Origin of the sequence: Aeromicrobium halocynthiae, from assembly GCF_039531385.1 — a bacterium.
GTDB classification, from domain to species: domain Bacteria; phylum Actinomycetota; class Actinomycetes; order Propionibacteriales; family Nocardioidaceae; genus Aeromicrobium; species Aeromicrobium halocynthiae.
Map to the genome: position 1 here is coordinate 184,133 of NZ_BAAAPY010000005.1, position 20,032 is coordinate 204,164.

Consider the following 20,032-nt stretch of genomic DNA (forward strand, 5'->3'; position numbering starts at 1 on the left):
GCATCGACGCACGCCGTCGGGACTCCGACGCGACCGTCGTGACGCTCCCCGGGCTCGTGCAGTCCGGTGCCGCGACGCGCGCGTCCGCCCGCTCGCCAGTACGGTGGCGAGATGCCCGACAGCAGCGACCCCGACCTGAACGGCACACCTCTTCCGCAGGGCTCGTCGGGATGGATCAAGGTCCGCGGCGCGCGCGAGCACAACCTGCGTGACGTCGCGGTGGACCTGCCACGCGACTGCTTCGTCGCCTTCACCGGCGTCTCGGGATCGGGCAAGTCGTCTCTGGCGTTCGGGACCGTCTTCGCGGAGTCCCAGCGTCGGTACTTCGAGTCCGTGGCGCCCTACGCGAGACGGCTGATGTCGCAGGTGGGCGCGCCGGAGATCGACACCATCGAGGGCCTCCCGCCTGCCGTGGCGCTGCAGCAGGCCCGCGGTGGCGCCAGCACGCGGTCGACGCTGGGCACGCTGAGCTCGCTGTCGGACGTGCTGCGTCTGTTGTACAGCCGCGCCGGCACCTACCCCGCCGACGCGGAGCACCTCCCGGCGGCGGCGTTCTCGCCGAACACCGCGGTCGGGGCGTGCCCCGCCTGCCAGGGCAGCGGCATCGCTCGACGCACCACCGAGGCGCTCCTGGTGCCGGATCCGTCGTTGTCCATCGACGAGGGGGCGATCGGCGTGTGGGCCAGCCGGGCGTGGGTCGGCCAGAACGTGCGACGCATGGTGACCAAGCTCGGCATCGACATCCACGCCCCGTGGCACACGCTCTCCCAGCATGACCGCGACTGGTTGCTGTTCACCGATGAAGAGCCGCGCATGCTCCTGCAAGGCAACAAGCACGGCGAGGCCAGCACCTACCACGGGCACTGGTCGTCGGCCGAGAAGTACCTCATGCGCAACCTCGCGAGGACCCAGTCGCCGGCGCAACGCGAGAAGCTGGAGGCTTTCGTCGCCGACGGCCCGTGCCGCACGTGTGACGGGAAGCGGTTGCGGCCGGCGGCCCTGGCCGTGACCTTCGCCGGTCTGGACATCGCCGCCATGGCCGCGCTGCCGCTGTCGCAGGTGTGTGCCCTGCTCGACAGCGGCCTGGCCGACCAGGCGCGCGGCACCGACCGGCACGGTGCGGCCGCGGCGTCAGCGGCACGCTCGCTCGTGAAGGACTTCGGGGCCCGCGTGGAGTCGATCATCTCCCTCGGTCTGGGCTACCTGTCGATGGACCGCTCGAGCACGGCGCTGTCACCCGGTGAGCTGCAGCGGGTGCGGCTGGCCGGACAGCTACGCGCCGGGCTGTTCGGCGTGCTCTACGTGCTCGACGAGCCGTCCGCCGGCCTGCACCCGGCCGACTCCGCAGCCCTCTACGCCGCGCTGCGTGACCTGGTCGCGGCGGGGAACTCGCTGTTCGTGGTCGAGCACGACCTGTCCATCGCGCGCCAGGCGGACTGGGTCGTCGACGTCGGTCCGAGCGCTGGTGTGCTCGGCGGGCACGTTGTGCACAGCGGACCACCGACGGCCCTGGCCGACGTGGAGGGATCGGAGACGGCCGACTTCATGTTCGACCGGACTGCTCCGCCGGCCCTGACGACGCGGACGCCCACGGCCTGGGTCGACTTCGAGCCCATCTCGCGGCACAACCTGCGCGACGTCGAGGTCCGGCTGCCGACGGGGGTGCTGACCGTGGTGACCGGGGTGTCGGGGGCGGGGAAGTCGTCGCTCCTCACGGCCATGGTCGAGCAGCTCGAGGCCTCAGCGGCTGCATCGCAAGCGGAGGGTCCGCGACGCATCGTCGTGATCGACCAGAAGCCGATCGGCCGCTCCCCGCGCTCCAACCTCGCCACGTACACCGGCCTGTTCGACCCGGTCCGCCGTCTTTTCGCCGCCACGCCGGAGGCGAAGGATCGCGGGTGGACGGCCGGCCGCTTCTCCTTCAACGTCGAGGCGGGCCGGTGCCCGACGTGCGAGGGCGAGGGCTTCGTGGCGATCGAGCTCGTCTTCCTGCCCACCAGCTACTCCACCTGCCCGACGTGCAGGGGCTCGCGCTACGACCCCGAGACGCTCGAGGTGCTCTACCGCGACCGCGACATCGGCCAGGTGCTGGCGATGACCGTGCACGAGGCGGCAGCGTTCTTCGACGACGTGCCGCCGGTCCAGCGCGCACTCACCACCCTGCTCGACGTCGGCCTCGGCTACCTGACGCTGGGCCAGCCGGCGACCGAGCTGTCCGGTGGCGAGGCGCAGCGGATCAAGCTGGCCACCGAGCTGCAGCGTCCCCGGCGTGAAGGCACGGTGTTCGTGCTCGACGAGCCGACCGGCGGGCTGCACCCGGTCAACGTGCGCGACCTGGTGCGCGTGCTGGATCGACTGGTCGAGGCCGGCGACACCGTCGTCGCCGTCGAGCACGACATGCAGGTCGTCGCTGCGGCCGACTGGGTCATCGAGCTCGGTCCCGGCGGTGGCGACCGCGGTGGCACCGTCGTGGCCGCCACGACCCCGGTCGAGCTGCTCGACGTCGTCGACAGCGTGACGGCGCCCTACCTGCGGGCAGCCGTCGAGCGAGGGTGAGGTACGTCAGGAGTGGCCCTTCGCGCGGTCAGCCGTCGTAGTCGACACGCACCGACGGGACGGTCGGTCGCGACTGGCAGGTGAGGACGTAGCCCGCGTCCACGTCCGCCGCGGACAGGGCGAAGTTCTGCTCCATCCGCACCTCGCCGGTCACGACCTTCGCCCGGCACGTGCCGCACGCACCGCCGAGGCAGGCGTAGGGCGCGTCGAGGCCGGCCTGCAGGGCGGTCTCCAGGACGGTGTCGCCGGCGGCGAGGTCCAGCGCGTGCTCCTCACCGCCGAGGGCGACGGTGACCTGCGCGTCGTCGAACCCCTCGCGGGTCGAGGGGGCCTCGAAGCCGTGGAACAGCTCGACGTGGACGCGGTCGACGTCGACCCCACGCCCGAGGAGGTCGTCGCGCAGCTCCCGCACCATGTCGACCGGACCGCACAGGAACCACTCAGCGACGTCCGCGACGTCGAGGTCCTCGCGGGTCCACCGCTCCATCTTCGCCGCGTCGATGCGGCCGCGCTGGGCCGCGGGGTGAGCCGGGTTGCGCGAGTGCACGTGGACGATGCGCAGGCGGTCGGCGAACCGCGACTCGAGGGCCTCCAGGCGTGCCCGGAACATGGTGCTCTCGGCGTCCCTGTTGCCGTAGTAGAGGGTGAAGCGGCTGTCGGACTCCAGCACGAGGACCGACTCCAGGATCGAGATGACGGGCGTGATGCCGCTGCCGGCCACGAGGGCGACGTAGTGGTTCGCGGCGAGCGGGTCGAGCGAGGTGCCGAACGAGCCGCTGGGCGTCATCAGCTCGAGGGTGTCGCCCGGTTCCAGCTGCTCGACGACGTGCGTCGAGAAGACTCCCCCGTCGATCTGCTTGACCGCGATCTCGAGGTCGCCGCTCGTCGCCGCGGAGCAGATGGAGTACGAGCGGCGCAGCGTCTCGCCGCCGAAGTCCCCGCACACGGTCAGGTGCTGACCCGGCTGGAACGCGAACTCCTCGCGCAGCTCCTCCGGCACGTCGAGGCGGACGAGCACGCTGTCCGGCGTGAGGCGTTCGACCGCCGCCACGGTGACGGGGTGCGCCACGGGCCGGGTGGCCGACGAGCGCGCTGGCATGCGGACGGGCAGGACGTTGCCGAGTGCGCCGTTGAGCCGCTTCCACTCGCGGTACTCGTGGGCGTCGAGCTCGGCACCGAAGACGGTGTCGATGCGCGCGTCCCGCTCGAGGTAGCTCTCCTCGTTGCGCTTCCACGCCGCGACGTAGCGGTGGAACGGGATCGAGGGGTGCAGGTGGTGCACGAGGTGGTAGTTCTGCGACAGCAGCAGCGGGGTGAGGATCCACTCGGACCCGACGCGGTTGCGCGTCGCGCGGTAGCGGTTCTCCTGCTGCGTCTCCTCGATGTCGTGGTGGGGCAGCCAGTCGAACCACCACGCGAGCACGAACATGGCGACGCGTCCGGGGATGAGGAAGACCACGGCGAGGGTCCAGAAGTGCCCGGTGGCGACCGCGACGGCGATGGCGGACGCGGTGAACGTCATGAGGCCCGCGGTCTCGAGCAGCTCGGCGCGGGGCCGGCGGGACAGGTTCTTGAGCAGGAACCTGAGGTACGGCACGTCCATGAGGGCGAACCTGACCGGGAGCTGCCAGTGCGGCGCCGCGCTCACGAAGTGGTCGGGGTCGTTGTCGCCGTCGTTGGTGTTGCGGTGGTGCTCGATGTGGATGAACGCGAAGGACCTGAACGATAGCAGCGGGGAGACGAAGAACATCGCCACCCGCCCGAAGGCGACGTTCACCCACCGGTGGGTGCTGATCGAGTAGTGCGCGGCGTCGTGCAGCACCGTGAACAGGACGAAGATCGCGGCTGCCGCGAGGGCGATCGTCACCACCGGGTGGGCCACGTCGGTGACGGCCGCCCAGGCGGAGACCGCGAACGTCGCGAGGGCACCGGTGAAGATGGCGACGATCGGCCAGGACAGGGTGGGGATCCGCTCGCCGGGGTCCGGCAGGGCCTGGGCCATCCTGGCGGAGGTGCGCAGCTCGGGCGTCGTCGTCATGCTCGTGGACGGTAGGCGCCTGGGCTGGTCGGCGCCAGTGCCGCCCAGCACAGGACTATGTGCAGAGTGCACAGGGTCGCGTCAGCTGCTGAGGACGACGGGCCCGAGGACCGAGGCGATCCGCAGGGCCGCGTGCAGCTCGGCCGTACGGACCGTCGCCGGGCGGCCGCGGCGGGACTCGGCCCGCCGGACCCGGTTGAGGACGGTGTTGCGGTGGATGTCCAGGGCCCGGGCGGCCGCCGCGATCCGTCCGCCGGCGTCGAGGAACGCCAGGAGTGCGGCCCGGTCGAGCCGTTCGCGTTCCCCGTCCTGGGCCAGGGGTCCGAGCTCCAGCGCGACGAACCGTCGTGCGAGGTCGAGGTCCTGGCTCATGACGTCGACGAGCGCGACGTCGTCGTAGCGGGTGATGGCGTCCGGCGCGGAGGAGAGCTCCACGACGCGACGCGCTCGCCGCGCCTGGGCATGGGTCTCGCGGAACCCCGCCACCCCGTCCAGCGGGCGCCCGATGGCGACGAGGACTCCGCGCGGGAGGACGGGGGCGAGTGCTGCCAGCCGCTCGTCGGAGAGGTCGGGAGTCGAGGGCGTCGAGAGCCAGATCGACGTCGACCGTGCTCCGTCGGGCATGAGCAGCGGGTGCCGGACCCCGAGCTCGGACGCGACGGCCGCTCCCACCGTCGCCAGGTCGACGTCGGCGGTATCGGTCCAGCAGACCAGGCCCGTCTGCCACCCGGTGAGGCGATGGGCGAGGACGCGCTCGGTCCGCGCCACGTCGACGGGCTCCCCCGCGAGCAGGGCTCGGACCGCATCGGTCCGCTCGGCCCGGACGCGGTTCTGGCGGCGGTCGAGCTCGGCGACGTACTCCTCGGCGACGTGGGAGCTGATCCGGTCGAGGTAGGCGACGACGAAGCTCTGCATCGTCAGGCTGACGGCGAGGGCGTCGTCAGCGTCGTCGATCGACCCGACGATGCGCGGCAGCAGCTCGGCGGCGAAGTACGCCTGTCCGATGCGGTAGAACCGGAGCATCGTGTCGACGTCGTGCCCCCGGTTCGCCATGGCGCGGGCGTGCTCCAGGGCGGCGGCAGGGGCCTTGGCCTCGGTCACCGCGACGCCGTCGCGGACCATCGAGAGTGCCGCCTCGGCGTTGGCGAGGCACGACGCGTGGGTCAGCTCCCGCACGTGCTGGTCGGCGCCGGCCTCCGGCACGCGCTCGAGGATGTAGGCGAACATCTCCTCGGCAAGGCGCGTGACGTTCCCGAGCGCCTCGCCGACGGACTCGCGCAGGACCGAGGGGTCGGGCCCGATCTGACGCTCGCCCTCCATGCGGGGAGCGTAGCCCGTGGTGCCGTCGACGTCCGGGCCACGGCCTCACGCGTGTGCGTGAGGAGGTCCGATCTACGCTGGCTCCGTGCAGAGCAGAGTCCACCGGCGCGCACCCCGACGGCGCCGCTTCCTGGGACTGGCCGCGGTCGCTGGAGTCCTCGCCGGCCTGTTCGCGATGCACGCCCTCGGCCTGCACGGCACGAGCGTCCCGGCGCCCGTCACCACCGTCGCGGTGGCCGAGCACGCTGAGAGCTCTGCGGCCGCCCACGCGGCCGCGACGAACCACGACCACGGGGAGTCGTCGCACCCATGCCCCGGGTGCACGGAATCCCACCTCGGGATGGCGGGTATGTGCCTGTCGATCCTGCTCGCGGTGGGGATCTCCGTGGTCCTGCTGCGTCCGCGCCTGTTCCTGTGGTGGGCTCTGGAGCCGTGGCGCCGGCTCGACGCACGCATCCTGGCGGTCGCCGCCGCGCGGCCACCGCGCCCGCCGTCACTGCACGTCCTCTGCATCAGTCGGACCTGAGGGCCACTCGCACCCGCCCCACCACCGGGCGAGTGCTGCAGCACGCCCTTCGGGTCCCGCCACCGGCGAAGACCCTCGTCCACCGACTGAACGACAGGACCACTCATGAAGAAGACCACCCGCACGACCGCTGCCATCGCCCTCGCGCTCAGCCTCACGCTGGCCGGGTGCGCCGACACCGACGACGACGCCGGAACCGGCGCCGCGGAGGTCGCCCAGGAGAACGCGAACGTCAACGACGCCGACGTCATGTTCGCCACGATGATGCTGCCGCACCACGAGCAGGCGATCGAGATGTCCGACATCGTGCTCGAGAAGGACGACGTCGACCCCGACGTCCGCGCGCTCGCCGAGCAGATCAAGGCCGCCCAGGGCCCCGAGATCGAGCAGCTCGAGGGCTGGCTCGAGGAGTGGGGCGTCGACGCCGACGACATGGGCTCGATGGACCACGGCGACCACGGCTCGATGAGCGGGATGATGTCCGAGGCCGACCTCGAGGAGCTGCGGTCGGCCGACGGCCAGGAGGCGTCCCGGCTGTTCCTGGAGCAGATGATCGAGCACCACCGTGGCGCGGTCGAGATGGCCGAGGCCCAGGTCGAGGACGGTCGCTCGCCCGAGGCCGTCGAGCTCGCCCGGACGATCGTCGAGACGCAGAACGAGGAGATCGAGCAGATGGAGAGTCTGCTCCAGACGCTCTGACGTCGCAGCGGCGAGGGGTGGGCGCCCCGTGCGCCCGTCCCTCGCCACCCCGCCCGTTCACCCCCCCCCGCGCGCCCCCTGGAGCAGCCATGTCTCACCCCTCCGCCCTGACGACTCTGACCCTTGTCGTCCTCGCCCTCACCGCCTGCACCTCGTCGTCCGACGAGGGCCCTCCGCCTCCGGACCTCGGGCACGTGCACGCACTCGCCTACGACGACGCCGGCGAGCTCTTCGTCGCGAGCCACCACGGGGTCTACGCGATCGACCAGGCCGAGCGGCGCGCCGAGCTCGTCGGCGAGGTGGAGTTCGACGCGATGGGCATGGCCGCCTCCGGAGCAGACCTGCTCGCGTCGGGGCATCCCGGTGAGGTCGTCGACGACGTGTTCGTCCCGCCCAACATCGGGCTCGTGCGCCATGCCCCCGGACGCGGCTGGGAGTCCGTGGCGCTCGCCGGCCGGACCGACTTCCACGGCCTGGCGACCTCGATCGCCGACCCCGACGTCGTCGCCGGGCTCCCGACTGACCGGGAGGCGCTGGCCGTCTCCGACGACGGCGGGACGACCTGGACGGACCGAGCACCGGTCCGAGCACGCGACCTGGCCGTCGACCACGTGGACCCGGCGACGGTGGTCGTCACGACCGAGGACGGGCTCCTCGTGAGCCGCGACGCGGGCCGGACCTTCGACCCCGTCGAGGACGCCCCGCTGCTGGTGATCGTCGCTGCGGACCCGTCCCGCGAGGGAGGCCTCGTCGGCGTCGGCGCCGACGGCGCGATCTGGCAAGGCTCGGTGGTCGAGCCGGGACGCTTCGAGCGGCTGGGGGCGGCCCAGGGTACGGCGGCGGCGGTGGCGACGCACGCGACGCGCGGCGGGCTCGTGGTCGCCGTCTCCGACGACCGGGGCGTCGTGGTCAGCGAGGACGACGGCGACACCTGGACCGTCGTCCTCCCCGCGCCGTGAACCGCCTCAAGTCTGGGCGTCCGCCCGATCGTCGCGGAACCGCGAGGTGCTCGCTGCGGGCGAGAGGTCAAGGCGGCGCAGCAGCTGCGCGTTGAGCGCGACGACGACGGTCGAGGCCGACATCAGGATCGCGCCGACGCTCATCGGCAGGACGAAGCCGATCGGCGCGAGGACCCCGGCCGCCAGCGGCACCGAGAGCAGGTTGTAGCCGCCCGCCCACCACAGGTTCTGCTTCATCTTGCGGTAGGTCGCTCGCGACAGGTCGATCACCGACAGCACCGATCGCGGGTCCGACGACGCGAGGATGACGCCGGCGGAGCCGATGGCCACGTCGGTGCCCGCGCCGATGGCGATGCCGACGTCGGCCTGTGCCAGGGCCGGTGCGTCGTTGACCCCGTCGCCGACCATGGCGACCCGACGTCCCTCGGCCTGGAGCTCGGCGACCTTGGCCGACTTGTCCTCGGGCCGGACGCCAGCGAAGACGCGATCGATGCCGAGCTCGGCGGCGACGGTGTCGGCGACAGCCTGCGCGTCGCCGGTGATCATGACGACCTCCGAGCCCGCGGCGTGCAGGGCGTCGACCGCGGCGCGGGACTCCTCGCGGATCTCGTCGGCCAGTCGGAGCGCTCCGAGGACTTCGCCGTCGGCGAGGACGTGCAGGATGATCGCGCCCTCGTCACGCCACGTGTCGGCCACGGTCAGCTCGTCGACATCGTGCTGCGCGAGCAGGTAGGGGCCGCCGACCTCGACGACCCTGGACTCGACGGTCGCCCGCACTCCGACGGCCGGCGAGGACTCGAAGTTCGTCGCCGACGGGACCTGCAGGTCCCGCGACTGCGCCGCGTGGACGATCGCTCGCGCGAGGGGGTGCTCGCTGTCGGTCTCGGCCGCTGCCGCTGCGGCCAGGACGTCGTCCTCGGTGTGGCCGTCGACGGTGGACACCGCGGTGACGGTCGGCTCGCCCTTGGTGAGGGTGCCGGTCTTGTCGAACAGGACGGTGTCGACGGTGCGCATCGACTCCAGCGCGAGGCGGTCCTTGACCAGCACCCCGCCGCGGGCGGCGCGTTCGGTCGCGATGGAGACGACGAGGGGGATGGCCAATCCGAGGGCGTGGGGGCAGGCGATGACGAGCACGGTGATGGTGCGCACGACGGCGTCGTCGGGCAGGCCGAGCAGGCTCCACGTCGCGGCCGTGATGATCGCGGCCCCGAGCGCGAACCAGAACAGCCATGCGGCAGCGGTGTCGGCGATGCGTTGCGCCCTCGAGGAGGACGCCTGCGCGTCGCGGACGAGCTTCTGGATCCCGGCCAGCGCGGTCTCGTCTCCGGTGGCAGTGACGCGCACGCGCAGGCCCGAGTCGGTGGCGACCGTCCCTGCGGTGACGCGGTCGCCGGTGGATCGGCGGACGGCCTTGGACTCGCCGGTGATCATCGACTCGTCCATGTCGGCGCTGCCGTCGACGATCTCGCCGTCCGCGGGGACCGCCGCCCCGGGTCTCACGACGACGACGTCGTCGACGCGCAGGTCGGCGGGTGAGACCTTCTGGATCTGCTCGCCCTCGACGCGCTCGGCCTCGTCGGGCAGGAGCGCGGCGAGCGAGTCGAGGGCCGACGTGGTCTGCGCCAGGGAGCGCATCTCGATCCAGTGCCCGAGCAGCATGATGACCACCAGCAGGGCGAGCTCCCACCAGAAGTTCAGCTCGTGGTCCAGCACCCGCAGGCTCGCTCCCCACGACGCGACGAAGGCGACGGTGATGGCCAGCGCGATGAGCAGCATCATCCCCGGTTCGCGGCTGCGGATCTCGCTCAGGCCGCCGGTCAGGAACGGCCGGCCGCCCCAGACGTAGACGACGGTTCCCAGGACGGGCGAGACCCACCAGACCCACTCACCCGATGGGAGCGAGTAGCCGATCAGGTCGGCGAACATGTCGTTGAACCCGACGACGGGGATCGCCAGGACCAGCATGATCCAGAACAGTCGCCGGAACTGACCGACGTGGTCGGAGTGGTCGTGCTGGTGGTGGCCGTTCTCGGCGTGCCCGGAGTGCGCGTCGGTGGCTGGACGGTCGGTGGGGACGGTCTGCTCCATGGTCGGCCTCCGGGTCTCGAGGGTGCGGGTCAGGCGGTGGGCGATCGAGCGGGTCCTGCAGCGGTCCCGGCCACGACTCGGTGGACGTCTGACACCACTGTAGATCGCCGTACCCCTAGGGGCACCTGTATACCCCCCAGGGGTATCTGAGTCAACCGATCGTCGGTCGCCTCGGCGCGCAGGCAGAGGTGGCCGGCACGACGGACGCCCTCACCGGGCTACCGTCGTCGTGAGCCGGAGGACCCACGCGACCACGTCGTCGCCGCCGGGATCACCGGATCGATCTGACGGCACCCAGGAGCACCCGTCCCGAGACCAGCGAGGAACCCCATGACCGCGAACGACGACCTCCAGGCCTTCTACCTGCCCCGCAGCGACGGCGACCTGGACTCCACGTCCGCGACGTCGAGCCCGTGGGACGAGAGTCTCCAGCACGGCGGACCGCCGGCGGCCCTGCTGGTCAGGGCGGTCGAGGCGGTGCGCAGCGACCCGTCGCTGCAGCTCGCCCGGATCACCGCCGACATGCTCGGCGGGATCCCGCAGGGTCGGGTCCACGTCGAGGCGCGGGTCGTCAAGCCGGGGCGCCGCGTCGAGATGGTCGAGGCCACGCTGTCGGTGGACGAGCGTCCCGCGGTGACCGCGACCGCCTGGCTGATCCGCGCGACGACCGACGCCACCGCCGAGCACGCCACGCCGCCCGCACCCCTGCCACCCCTCCCCGAGACCTCGATGTCGACGTTCTTCGACGGCGTGAGTCCGGACTGGGTCTACGGGCGCGCGATCGACTGGCGCTTCGTGGAAGGCGGCTACGAGCCGGGACCCGCCACCGTGTGGGCCCGCCTGCGCGTGCCCCTGGTGCTCGGCGAGGAGACGTCGCCCACGCAGCGGCTGCTGACGGTGGCCGACTCGACCAACGGCCTGTCCGGTCCGCTGCCGATGCGCGAGTGGTTCTTCATCCCGCCGACCGTCACCGCCACGATCGAGCGGGCACCGGCGTCGGAGTGGATGCTGCTCGAGGCCCGCAGCACGGTCGGCCTGCACGGCATCGGGACCGCCGTCGGCCAGATGGCAGACGAGCGCGGCCACCTCGCCACCATCACCCAGCCGCTCATGGTGGCGCCACGCTGAGCGATCGTCCGCCGACTTGGCGGAACAAGCACGACGACGCCCCTGCTCCCAGTGCGGAGCAGAGGCGTCGTGCGCTGTTCAGGCGTCGACGGAGGTGAAGCGGGACAGGAGGCGGGACACTGCAGCGCTGCCGTCGAAGTAGTTGGCGTGCGTGGCCTTCACGGTCTCGAGCGAGTCAGAACCGACGAGCAGGATGTCCATGCTCGGGTTGCTCGCGTGAGTCTCTTCGCAGCGGGCATAGGCGACGAGCGCTGCATCGCTGTCGTGGCCGAAGTCGCTGACGTCGACCAGCTCCCCAGAGGAGTGGTCGAACACCAGCAGGAAGTGCTGGATCTTAGCCTTGGCCATGGCGTTCCTTCAGTGACTGCGACGCGCGAGCTCGCAGAGTTCGGATGCTCGACAGTAGTGCCTCATCAGACATTCTGCCAGATTCCTGGTCGGCCATCGCTTGTGATACGGCGGCCATCAGTTCCTGGACTGGGTGATCGCCTTCGGTCTTCAGGAACAGACCGATGTTGCCGCCGATCTGCTCCATGGTGATCGCCCACTCGTGCATCCCCTGAGTGCGGAGCTGGATCTCGATCGCGCGCTGGTCGTACTCCACCACCATGTGGACACCCCGGTACCCCGAGGGGCGCGGTTTGGCGATGTAGTCGGAGTACCCGACGATGCTCCGGTTCTTCCTGACGCGCGCCTCAACTCGTCGAATGTCGTCGATGGAGTCGAGAATGGCTCGACACCCTCCGATGTCTTGCATCCGGGAGAGGTCCAGCGTGGGCTCTCGCTCGAGCTTGTCGAGGATGGTCGGCCATCGCTTCAGCCGTTGCGAGATCTCCACGCGACACCCCTCCGTGGAGACCATGGACCTCAGGCCCATGTTCGCCTTGCTCAGCGGGTACTGGTGGGCAGCGCGGAAGACCTTGGCGATCTCGGTCGCCTGTTCGACCTTCTCCGGAGTTGCTCGCGGATCGTTGCGAGCGTGCCGCCGGAGAGTCTGTCCAGCCTTCTTGATCTACGATGCGCTGTGGGGACAGTCGATCTTCGTCACCATGCTGGTCATCTTCCGGTCGAGATCCGCGATCGCTTCACGGTACTCGTCGCCACGGACGCTACCGCTGCCTCGCGGCGGCGGGGCAGCGGTAGCTCGAAAGCCATTCGCGGCGCGGGCTCGCTGCGCCCCGCTCCGGTTACTGTGGCCCGAACCGACGAGGAGACGGCGTCGACGTCTCGACCGTCCGATCAGGGAGCTAGATGAGCAATCTCGGGACCTTCGTGTGGTCGATCGCCGACCAGCTGCGGGGCGTGTACAAGCCGCACCAGTACGGCGGGGTGATCCTGCCGTTCACGATCCTGCGCCGCCTCGACTGCATCCTCGAGCCCACCCGCGAGCAGGTGCGCGAGCTGGCGACGCGGTTCGAGGGCGGCGCGCTCGACCTGCAGGTCAAGCGGGCCACCGGACTCACGTTCCACAACACGTCGGCGTTCGACTTCGGCACGCTGCTGCAGGACCCGGAGGGGCTGCGCGCCAACCTGCTCGACTACGTCAACGGGTTCTCGGCCAGCATCGACGTGTTCGAGCGGTTCGGGTTCGAGACCGAGGTGGCCAAGCTCGACGAGAAGAACCGCCTCTACCTGGTGGTGAGCAAGTTCGCCGAGGTCGACCTGCACCCGAACGTGCTCAGCAACGCCGACATGGGCGACCTGTTCGAGGAGCTGATCCGCAAGTTCGCCGAGGCCTCCAACGAGGAGGCCGGCGAGCACTACACGCCGCGCGACGCGATCAAGCTGATGGTCGACCTCCTGTACTCCGAGGAGAACATCAGCCTGATCCAGCCGGGCACCGTGCGCACCGTCTACGACCCGACGGCCGGCACCGGCGGCATGCTCTCGGTGGCCGAGGAGCGGCTGGTCGAGCGCAACCCCGACGCCCGCCTGCGCCTTTACGGCCAGGAGATCAACGACCAGTCGTACGCCATCTGCAAGTCCGACATGATCGCCAAGGGTCAGGACGCCACCAACATCAAGCTCGGCGACACCCTCGCCGAGGACCTCTTCTGGGACCGCCAGTTCGACTTCTGCCTCGCCAACCCCCCGTACGGGGTCGACTGGAAGGCATCGGAGGCAGCGGTCAAGGAGGAGCGTGCCCGCACCGGCCCCGACGGACGCTTCGGCCCCGGACTGCCGGCGGTCTCCGACGGGCAGATGCTGTTCCTCACCCATCTGGCCGCGAAGATGCGCCCCCGCAGCGAGGGAGGCGGCCGTGCCGGCATCGTCCTCAACGGTTCACCGCTGTTCAACGGCGGCGCAGGCTCGGGTCCGTCGGAGATCCGTCGCTACCTGCTGGAGAACGACCTGGTGGAGGCCATCGTGGCCCTGCCGACGGACATGTTCTTCAACACCGGCATCGCCACCTACATCTGGCTGCTCGACAACACCAAGGCCGAGCAGCGCCGCGGCTACGTGCAGCTCATCGACGCCACCAGCTTCTGGACGAAGTTGCGCAAGAGCCTCGGCTCCAAGCGCCGTGAGCTCGACGAAGCCGCACGCGCCCGCATCGTCGCCATCCACGACAACTTCGACAACCAGACCGAGGGCGACGCTGAGTTCTCCAAGATCTTCACCGCCGCCGACTTCGGCTACTGGACCATCACCGTCGAGCGCCCCCTGCTGGACGAGGCCGGCAACCCGGTCACCGACCGCAAGGGCCAGCCCAAGCCCGACACCAAGAAGCGCGACACCGAGAACGTCCCCTTCACCTACGGCGGCAACACCCGCGGCGCCGACGGAGCCGAGGCCACCATCAAGACGTACATGGACGCCGAGGTCCTCCCCCACGTCCCCGACGCCTGGCTCGACCCCAAGAAGACCAAGGTCGGCTACGAGATCCCCTTCACTCGCCACTTCTACCGCTACGTCCCGCCCCGCCCCCTCGCCGAGATCGACGCCGACCTGGAGAAGCAGGTCGCGAGGATCCTTGAGCTGCTCCGCGAGGTGGAGGGATGACAGCCTCCGCGACGTTCCCGTTGCCCAGGCACTGGCAGACTGCACATCTCAGGCATGTCGCCGACATTCCCGTCACCAATGGGTTGGGAGAGGCTGCTGCGGATGGAGAAGTCGACTGGCCCCGATACATCCGCACCACCGACATCACGACCTTCCGCTCGCTAGACCCGGCGAAGCGCGTCACCCTGCCGCCAGCAGTGGCAGAGGGAGCTCTCGTCGAGGCAGGGGACCTGCTCTTCACCGCGGCGGGATCGTTAGGGACCAGCTACCAGCACCGCGGCGGAGAACGAGCCTGTTACGCCGGGTATCTCGTCCGTCTCCGTCCCGACGAAAGCAAGATCCTTTCGGACTACGCCGCCTGGTGGAGCCAGTCACAACACCACCTCGATCAGATCCGCCTGGGCGCCGTGCGATCCACGATCGACAACTTCTCAGCCGGGAAGTTCCGTTCGATGAGCGTCCCACTTCCGCCCCTTGCTGAACAACGCGCCATCGCCGACTACCTCGATCGCGAGACCGCCCAGATCGACACCCTCATCGAGGAACAACAGCGACTGATGGCGCTCCTCCGCGAACGTCGCCGCGCCGAGTTCGACCGCGTACTGACGTCGGACGCCGCGGGGCAACCTGTGCGGCTGAAGCACATCGTCTCGGCGATCACTCAGGGCTGGAGCCCCCGGGCATATCCGTGGCCAGCCGACGGGATCGAGGAATGGGGTGTCCTCAAGGCGGGCGCTGTGAACAACGGTGTCTTCAGGCCGGCGGAGAACAAGCAGCTCCCCGACGAGGTTGCTCCGCGCCCAGAACTCGTGGTCCGCCGTGGGCAGATCGTCGTATCCCGCGCGAACACGCGCGACCTGGTCGGGAGCGCCGCGCTCGTCGAGGACGACTTCCCGCGTCTCATGCTCTGCGACAAGCTTTTCGCTTTCGATCTCGACGAGACTCTCGCCTACCCACCGTTTGTGGCGATGGCGCTCAATGCCACCTACTACCGACGGTTGCTCGAAGCGGAGGCCACCGGGTCGTCCCACTCGATGCAGAACATCAGCCTGACCGACATCACAAACCTGCCGCTGAACCTGCCGTCCGTGAGTCAGCAGAGAGAGGTCGTGCAGTCGATCCAAGCACGCCTGGAACGAATCGATCGATCGATCGCGGAAACCGAGCGGTTCGTTGAGCTCTCAGCCGAGCGGCGCGCCGCCCTCATCACCGCTGCCGTCACCGGCCAGATCGACTTGGAGGGGGCAGCATGAGCGCGCTAGGGAAGTCCGTCCGCCTGTTCCTCGCCGACGGCACCCCCGGCGGGCTCGTGACTGCCGAGATCATGAATTGGACCGGCCACGTGATCGCTGCGCCACGGTCGGACCTCGGGACGTTGCTGAAGCGGCCGGAGACTTCACGCACCGGCGTGTACGTGCTGCTCGGGGACGACCCGGACGCGCCCGGCGGGACGCTCGCGTACGTCGGCGAGGGTGACGACGTCGGCAAGCGAATCGCGGCACATCACCGTCAGGAGGGTTCTGGCGGCAAGGACTTCTGGGATCGCGTCGTGGTGCTTACGAGCAAGGACGCCAATCTCACCAAGGCGCACGCTCGCTACCTGGAGAGCCGATTCATCGCGGTCGCTGCCGAGGCCAAGCGTTCGAGCTTGGTCAACGGCACCGCACCGCCGACGTTGCCGCTGCCCGAGGCCGACAGGTCCGACATGGAGTTCTTCGTCGAGCAGGCCAAGATCGTGCTGCCCGTGCTTGGAGTGAACCTGCTGCGCTCCACACGCCTTTCAGCCCAGGCGGCGGCTCCCGCCGTCCACGCCTCGCCTGCCGGAGCCGGCGCGTCGCCGGTCTTCACCCTGACAGTCACGGGAGTCGACGCCAACGCACAGGAAGTTGATGGGGAGTTCGTCGTCCGTCAGGGATCGCTCGCGCGCCCCGCCTGGTCGGGGGTGAGCCTCAGTTATGAGAAGTTGCGGCAGCAGCTCGAGACCGATGGCTCTCTCGTGCTCACATCAGACGGAAAGCACCGGGAATTCGCTCAGGACGTCGTGTTCGCCAGTCCCAGCGCGGCAGCCGCCATCGTGCTCGGACGAAGTGCCAACGGGCGAACGGAATGGAAGGTCGATGGCACGCAGGTCACGTATGCGGCGTGGCAGGAAAGCCTCGTCGAGGCTGTCACCGCCGAGGGGGAGGCCTGATGGCCCAGCACCACGAGATCGAGTTCGAGAAGGAGATCTGCGAGCACCTCGCAGAGCACGGATGGGAGTACTCGCCCACGGACGAGGGCTACGACCGGGAGCGGGCGCTCTATCCGGCCGACCTCTTCGGCTGGCTAGGGGACACCCAGCCTGATGCGCTCGCCAAAGTCGTTACCGCCGAAGCGCCGGACGTCGGGAAGCAGCGGGCGCAGGTGCTCGACCGGCTGGTCAAGGTGCTCGACACCCCCATGGCCAACGGCGGCGGCACGCTGCACGCCCTGCGGCACGGGTTCCGGCACGTCGGTGCGGCGTTCCGGCTGTGCCAGTTCCGGCCCGAGTCGACGCTCAACGCCGCGACCGTCGAGGCGTACGGGCAGGTGCGGCTGCGGGTCATGCGGCAGGTGCACTTCTCCACCGCCGACAACCGCTCGGTCGACCTCGTGTTCTTCGTCAACGGGCTGCCCGTGGCCACCGCGGAGCTGAAGACCGACTTCACGCAGAGCATCGGCGATGCGATCGCGCAATACCGCACGAGCCGCCAGCCGCAGGATCCCGGCACCCGTCGCAAGCAGCCGCTGTTCGAGTCCGGTGCTCGCGCGCTCGTGCACTTCGCCGTCTCCAACGACGAGGTGTGGATGACCACCCGCCTGCGCGGCGACGCCACCCACTTCCTGCCGTTCAACCGCGGCACCGACTCCGGTGGCGCCGGCAACCCCGTCAACCCGCGCGGCTCGGCGACCTCCTACCTGTGGGAGCGGGTGCTGCAGCGCGACTCGTGGCTGGAGATCCTCGGCCGGTTCATGTACGTCAAGACCGAGAAGAGCATCGACCCGATCAGCGGCAAGCGGTCGGCCGTCTCCCAGCTGCGCTTCCCCCGCTTCCACCAGTGGGAGGCCGTCACCTCCCTCGTCGACGCCGCTGCCAGCGAGGGTCCCGGCCATCGCTACCTCGTGCAGCACTCCGCCGGCTCGGGCAAGACCGACTCCATCGCGTGGCTGTCGCACCGCCTCGCCCGCCTGCAGGTCGACAACTCCAAGGTCTTCGACTCCGTCATCGTCGTCACCGACCGCAACGTCCTCGACGCGCAGCTGCAGGACGCGATCAAACAGATCGACAATGATCAGGGCATCGTCGCCACCATCGACCGCGACGCCGCCGCACGCGAGGGCGTCGCCAAGTCCGGCCTGCTCGCCGCCTCCCTCAGCAACGGCAAGCTGATCATCGTCGTCACCATCCAGACGTTCCCGTTCGCGCTGGAGGAGATCCGCTCCAACGCCGGGCTCGTCGGCAAGCGGTTCGCCGTCATCGCCGACGAGGCGCACTCATCGCAGTCGGGGCAAGTGGCCGCCAAGCTCAAGCAGGTGCTCACCGCCGAGGAGCAGCAAGACCTCGACGACGGCGCCGACATCGACGTCGAGACCGTCCTCGCCGCCGAGGCCGGTGAGCGGGCCGACGCCAGCACCATCTCCTACTTCGCGTTCACCGCCACCCCCAAGGCCAAGACCCTCGAGCTGTTCGGCCGCCCGCCCACGGGCGACCCGTCGGGGCTGTCCGAGCCGTACCACCTGTACACGATGAAGCAGGCGATCGAGGAGGGCTACATCCTCGACGTCCTGCGCGGCTACCACTCCTACGAGATCGCCTTCCGCGTCGGCCAGAACGCCGCCGCCGAGAGCGCCGGCGACACGGAGGTCGACCAGGGCGAGGCCAACAAGCAGGTCATGCGGTGGGTCAAGCTCAACCCCCAGACCATCGCGCAGAAGGCCGCCATCATGGTCGAGCACTTCCGCGAGAACGTCGCCCACCTGCTCGATGGCCACGCCAAGGCCATGGTCGTCTCCGACTCCCGCAAGGCCGCCGTCCGCTACAAGCTCGCCATCGACGCCTACATCGCCGAACGTGGCTACGGCTTCGGCACCCTCGTCGCGTTCTCCGGCAGCGTCGACGACCCCGACTCCGGGCCCGAGGAGTTCACCGAGTCCACCATGAACCGCGACTCGCGCGGCCGCGCCGTGCACGACCTGCGCAACGCGTTCAAGGACGACGAGTACTCCTTCATGATCGTCGCCAACAAGTTCCAGACCGGGTTCGACCAGCCGCTGCTGTGCGCCATGTACGTCGACCGGCTGCTCTCGGGCGTCACCGCCGTGCAGACCCTCTCCCGGCTCAACCGCACCTACGTCACCCCGGACGGCGAGCCCAAGACCGCGCTCATGACGCAGGTCGTGGACTTCGTCAACGACCCCGAGAAGATCCGCGAGTCCTTCGAGCCGTACTTCGTCGGCGCCTACCTGGAGACCGCCACCGACCCCAACCTCGTTCACGACATCGCCGCCAAGCTCGACACCGCCGCCATCTACACACCCGAGGACGTCCGGCTGTGCGCCGAGGCCGTCCTGGGTGGCAAGCACACCCGCGTCGACGCCGCAATCGCCCCCGCCCAGCGCGAGTTCTTCCGACGCTGGACCACCGCCATCGCCGACGACGACACCGTCGAGCTCGACACTCTCACCATGTTCCGGCGCGACGTCGCCTCCTTCGTCAACGTCTACGCCTTCATGAGTCAGATCGTCGACTACGGCAGCGCCGAGCTCGAGTCCCTGCACATCTACCTCTCCCTGCTCCAGCGACGCATCCAGCCCGACACGTTCAGCACCGAGATCGACCTCACCGACCTCGAGCTCAAGGCCGTCAAGCAGCTCGACCGCGGCGCCGCCGACATCAAACTCGTCGACCCCCAAGGCCTCATCGGCATGACCGCCGCCGGCTCCGGCGAGCACCGCGACCCCACGATGGTTGCCTTCCAACAAGTCCTCGACCGGCTCAACGATCTCTTCGGCGACGAGGACTTCACCCGCTCCCAGAAGGTCTCGTTCCTCGAGTCCCTCGGCCGCTCCCTGCTCGACGACGACGCCCTCGTCCAGCAGGCCCGCGTCAACACCCCACAGCAGTTCGCCGACTCCCCCGACTTCGACGAAGCCGTCCAAGGCGTCGTGGCCGACAACCAGGGCGCCCACAACGCGATGGCCGACTACTTCTTCTCCGACAACCCCGGCAAGGCACGGCTCGTGGTCGAGATCGCGGAGTGGTTCTACAGGCTTGCGAACGACGGAGCGAGGGGTTCTGAGCGCCAATGATGCTGCTCAGAACCCGAAGGCGGCAGATGGGCCTTCGCTCGAACATCGAGGTTGAGTCTTCTGGATAGGCGGCCCAACAGCCTCGCCCGGGAACGCGACCGTGGCTCCAGGGGTGAGACTCGGTCGTCTGAAAGAGCGGCCGCAGCACCGGACTCAACACCCCGGTCACGATGATGTCGACTGCCGCGAATCGTTCAAGACATCGAACATGCTCACACTCTGCTTGACCCGGCGTGTCCCGCGTCAAGTAGTTGGCAGGATTTCTTTGGTTTGAAAAGTCGGGATGGTCGGATCGGCCAGGCCGAGGTGCACCTCCTCGGGCCGGTTCCATGCGATCGCCTCGTGGGGGCGGACGGTGTTGTATTCGATCCGGTAGTCCTCGGCGTG

Annotated in this window: 14 protein-coding genes and 1 pseudogene; 9 read left to right on the forward strand and 6 right to left on the reverse strand. The window is 69.6% G+C overall.

What is annotated here, in order from left to right:
- Window positions 1-111: 111 nt before the first annotated feature.
- On the forward strand, window positions 112-2,556 hold the full coding sequence (locus tag ABD213_RS09325) for an excinuclease ABC subunit UvrA (protein WP_344327273.1): 2,445 nt from the start codon (window positions 112-114) through the stop codon (window positions 2,554-2,556).
- Window positions 2,557-2,584: 28 nt separating this feature from the next.
- Here the strand turns inward: ABD213_RS09325 and ABD213_RS09330 are convergent, their stop codons facing one another.
- The 3 genes and pseudogenes from ABD213_RS09330 to ABD213_RS09335 form a co-directional block, all read right to left on the reverse strand.
- Complete coding sequence (locus ABD213_RS09330) at window positions 2,585-4,594, reverse strand: fatty acid desaturase (RefSeq protein ID WP_344327275.1); 2,010 nt, start codon at window positions 4,592-4,594, stop codon at window positions 2,585-2,587.
- 81 nt (window positions 4,595-4,675) lie between these two features.
- Window positions 4,676-4,867, reverse strand: a complete 192-nt coding sequence (locus ABD213_RS15090) for a helix-turn-helix domain-containing protein (RefSeq protein WP_425546049.1) — start codon at window positions 4,865-4,867, stop codon at window positions 4,676-4,678.
- Window positions 4,868-5,041: 174 nt separating this feature from the next.
- Window positions 5,042-5,914: pseudogene (locus tag ABD213_RS09335) on the reverse strand (RsbRD N-terminal domain-containing protein); the annotation flags it as partial.
- An 85-nt stretch (window positions 5,915-5,999) separates the two neighbouring features.
- On the opposite strand from ABD213_RS09335, the gene ABD213_RS09340 reads away from it, so the two are divergent.
- From ABD213_RS09340 to ABD213_RS09350, 3 genes are all read left to right on the forward strand, one after another.
- Complete coding sequence (locus ABD213_RS09340) at window positions 6,000-6,440, forward strand: DUF6153 family protein (protein ID WP_344327280.1); 441 nt, start codon at window positions 6,000-6,002, stop codon at window positions 6,438-6,440.
- Window positions 6,441-6,545: 105 nt separating this feature from the next.
- The gene (locus ABD213_RS09345; protein ID WP_344327282.1) at window positions 6,546-7,139 is read left to right on the forward strand and encodes a DUF305 domain-containing protein; all 594 of its coding nucleotides are present in this window, start codon (window positions 6,546-6,548) and stop codon (window positions 7,137-7,139) included.
- An 89-nt stretch (window positions 7,140-7,228) separates the two neighbouring features.
- Window positions 7,229-8,098, forward strand: a complete 870-nt coding sequence (locus ABD213_RS09350) for a WD40/YVTN/BNR-like repeat-containing protein (protein WP_344327284.1) — start codon at window positions 7,229-7,231, stop codon at window positions 8,096-8,098.
- A 6-nt stretch (window positions 8,099-8,104) separates the two neighbouring features.
- On the opposite strand, the gene ABD213_RS09355 is transcribed toward ABD213_RS09350, so the two are convergent.
- Entirely contained in the window at window positions 8,105-10,186 is a 2,082-nt protein-coding gene (locus tag ABD213_RS09355; RefSeq protein ID WP_425546047.1) for a heavy metal translocating P-type ATPase, read from the reverse strand.
- Between the two features lie 330 nt (window positions 10,187-10,516).
- On the opposite strand from ABD213_RS09355, the gene ABD213_RS09360 reads away from it, so the two are divergent.
- Window positions 10,517-11,314 (forward strand): thioesterase family protein, encoded by a 798-nt coding sequence (locus ABD213_RS09360; RefSeq protein ID WP_344327286.1) that lies wholly within the window; start codon window positions 10,517-10,519, stop codon window positions 11,312-11,314.
- Between the two features lie 78 nt (window positions 11,315-11,392).
- Here the strand turns inward: ABD213_RS09360 and ABD213_RS09365 are convergent, their stop codons facing one another.
- Both ABD213_RS09365 and ABD213_RS09370 read right to left on the reverse strand, forming a co-directional pair.
- A complete protein-coding gene (locus ABD213_RS09365) occupies window positions 11,393-11,662 on the reverse strand; it encodes a hypothetical protein (protein WP_344327288.1) in 270 nt (89 codons plus the stop codon).
- Window positions 11,649-12,152, reverse strand: coding sequence for a RelA/SpoT domain-containing protein (locus tag ABD213_RS09370; RefSeq protein WP_344327290.1), 504 nt, complete (start codon window positions 12,150-12,152; stop codon window positions 11,649-11,651). The genes ABD213_RS09365 and ABD213_RS09370 overlap by 14 nt, the downstream gene beginning before the upstream one ends.
- 413 nt (window positions 12,153-12,565) lie before the next feature.
- Between ABD213_RS09370 and ABD213_RS09375 the strand changes: the two genes are divergently transcribed.
- From ABD213_RS09375 to ABD213_RS09390, 4 genes are read left to right on the forward strand one after another with little or no spacing between them, the layout of a single operon-like run.
- Entirely contained in the window at window positions 12,566-14,317 is a 1,752-nt protein-coding gene (locus ABD213_RS09375; RefSeq protein ID WP_344327292.1) for a type I restriction-modification system subunit M, read from the forward strand.
- Complete coding sequence (locus ABD213_RS09380) at window positions 14,314-15,570, forward strand: restriction endonuclease subunit S (RefSeq protein WP_344327295.1); 1,257 nt, start codon at window positions 14,314-14,316, stop codon at window positions 15,568-15,570. Before ABD213_RS09375 ends, ABD213_RS09380 begins: the two co-directional genes overlap by 4 nt.
- The gene (locus ABD213_RS09385; protein ID WP_344327296.1) at window positions 15,567-16,508 is read left to right on the forward strand and encodes a GIY-YIG nuclease family protein; all 942 of its coding nucleotides are present in this window, start codon (window positions 15,567-15,569) and stop codon (window positions 16,506-16,508) included. Before ABD213_RS09380 ends, ABD213_RS09385 begins: the two co-directional genes overlap by 4 nt.
- Entirely contained in the window at window positions 16,508-19,645 is a 3,138-nt protein-coding gene (locus tag ABD213_RS09390) for a type I restriction endonuclease subunit R (RefSeq protein ID WP_344327298.1), read from the forward strand. The genes ABD213_RS09385 and ABD213_RS09390 overlap by 1 nt, the downstream gene beginning before the upstream one ends.
- Window positions 19,646-20,032: the final 387 nt, after the last annotated feature.

Bases quoted from the DNA above. Each gene is read 5' to 3' on its own strand.
- ABD213_RS09355 (WP_425546047.1), bottom strand. From the start codon at position 10,186: ATGGAGCAGACCGTCCCCACCGACCGTCCAGCCACCGACGCGCACTCC.
- ABD213_RS09375 (WP_344327292.1), top strand. From the start codon at position 12,566: ATGAGCAATCTCGGGACCTTCGTGTGGTCGATCGCCGACCAGCTGCGG.
- ABD213_RS09325 (WP_344327273.1), top strand. From the start codon at position 112: ATGCCCGACAGCAGCGACCCCGACCTGAACGGCACACCTCTTCCGCAG.
- ABD213_RS09365 (WP_344327288.1), bottom strand. From the start codon at position 11,662: ATGGCCAAGGCTAAGATCCAGCACTTCCTGCTGGTGTTCGACCACTCC.
- ABD213_RS09330 (WP_344327275.1), bottom strand. From the start codon at position 4,594: ATGACGACGACGCCCGAGCTGCGCACCTCCGCCAGGATGGCCCAGGCC.
- ABD213_RS09385 (WP_344327296.1), top strand. From the start codon at position 15,567: ATGAGCGCGCTAGGGAAGTCCGTCCGCCTGTTCCTCGCCGACGGCACC.
- ABD213_RS09390 (WP_344327298.1), top strand. From the start codon at position 16,508: ATGGCCCAGCACCACGAGATCGAGTTCGAGAAGGAGATCTGCGAGCAC.
- ABD213_RS09360 (WP_344327286.1), top strand. From the start codon at position 10,517: ATGACCGCGAACGACGACCTCCAGGCCTTCTACCTGCCCCGCAGCGAC.
- ABD213_RS09350 (WP_344327284.1), top strand. From the start codon at position 7,229: ATGTCTCACCCCTCCGCCCTGACGACTCTGACCCTTGTCGTCCTCGCC.
- ABD213_RS09345 (WP_344327282.1), top strand. From the start codon at position 6,546: ATGAAGAAGACCACCCGCACGACCGCTGCCATCGCCCTCGCGCTCAGC.
- ABD213_RS09380 (WP_344327295.1), top strand. From the start codon at position 14,314: ATGACAGCCTCCGCGACGTTCCCGTTGCCCAGGCACTGGCAGACTGCA.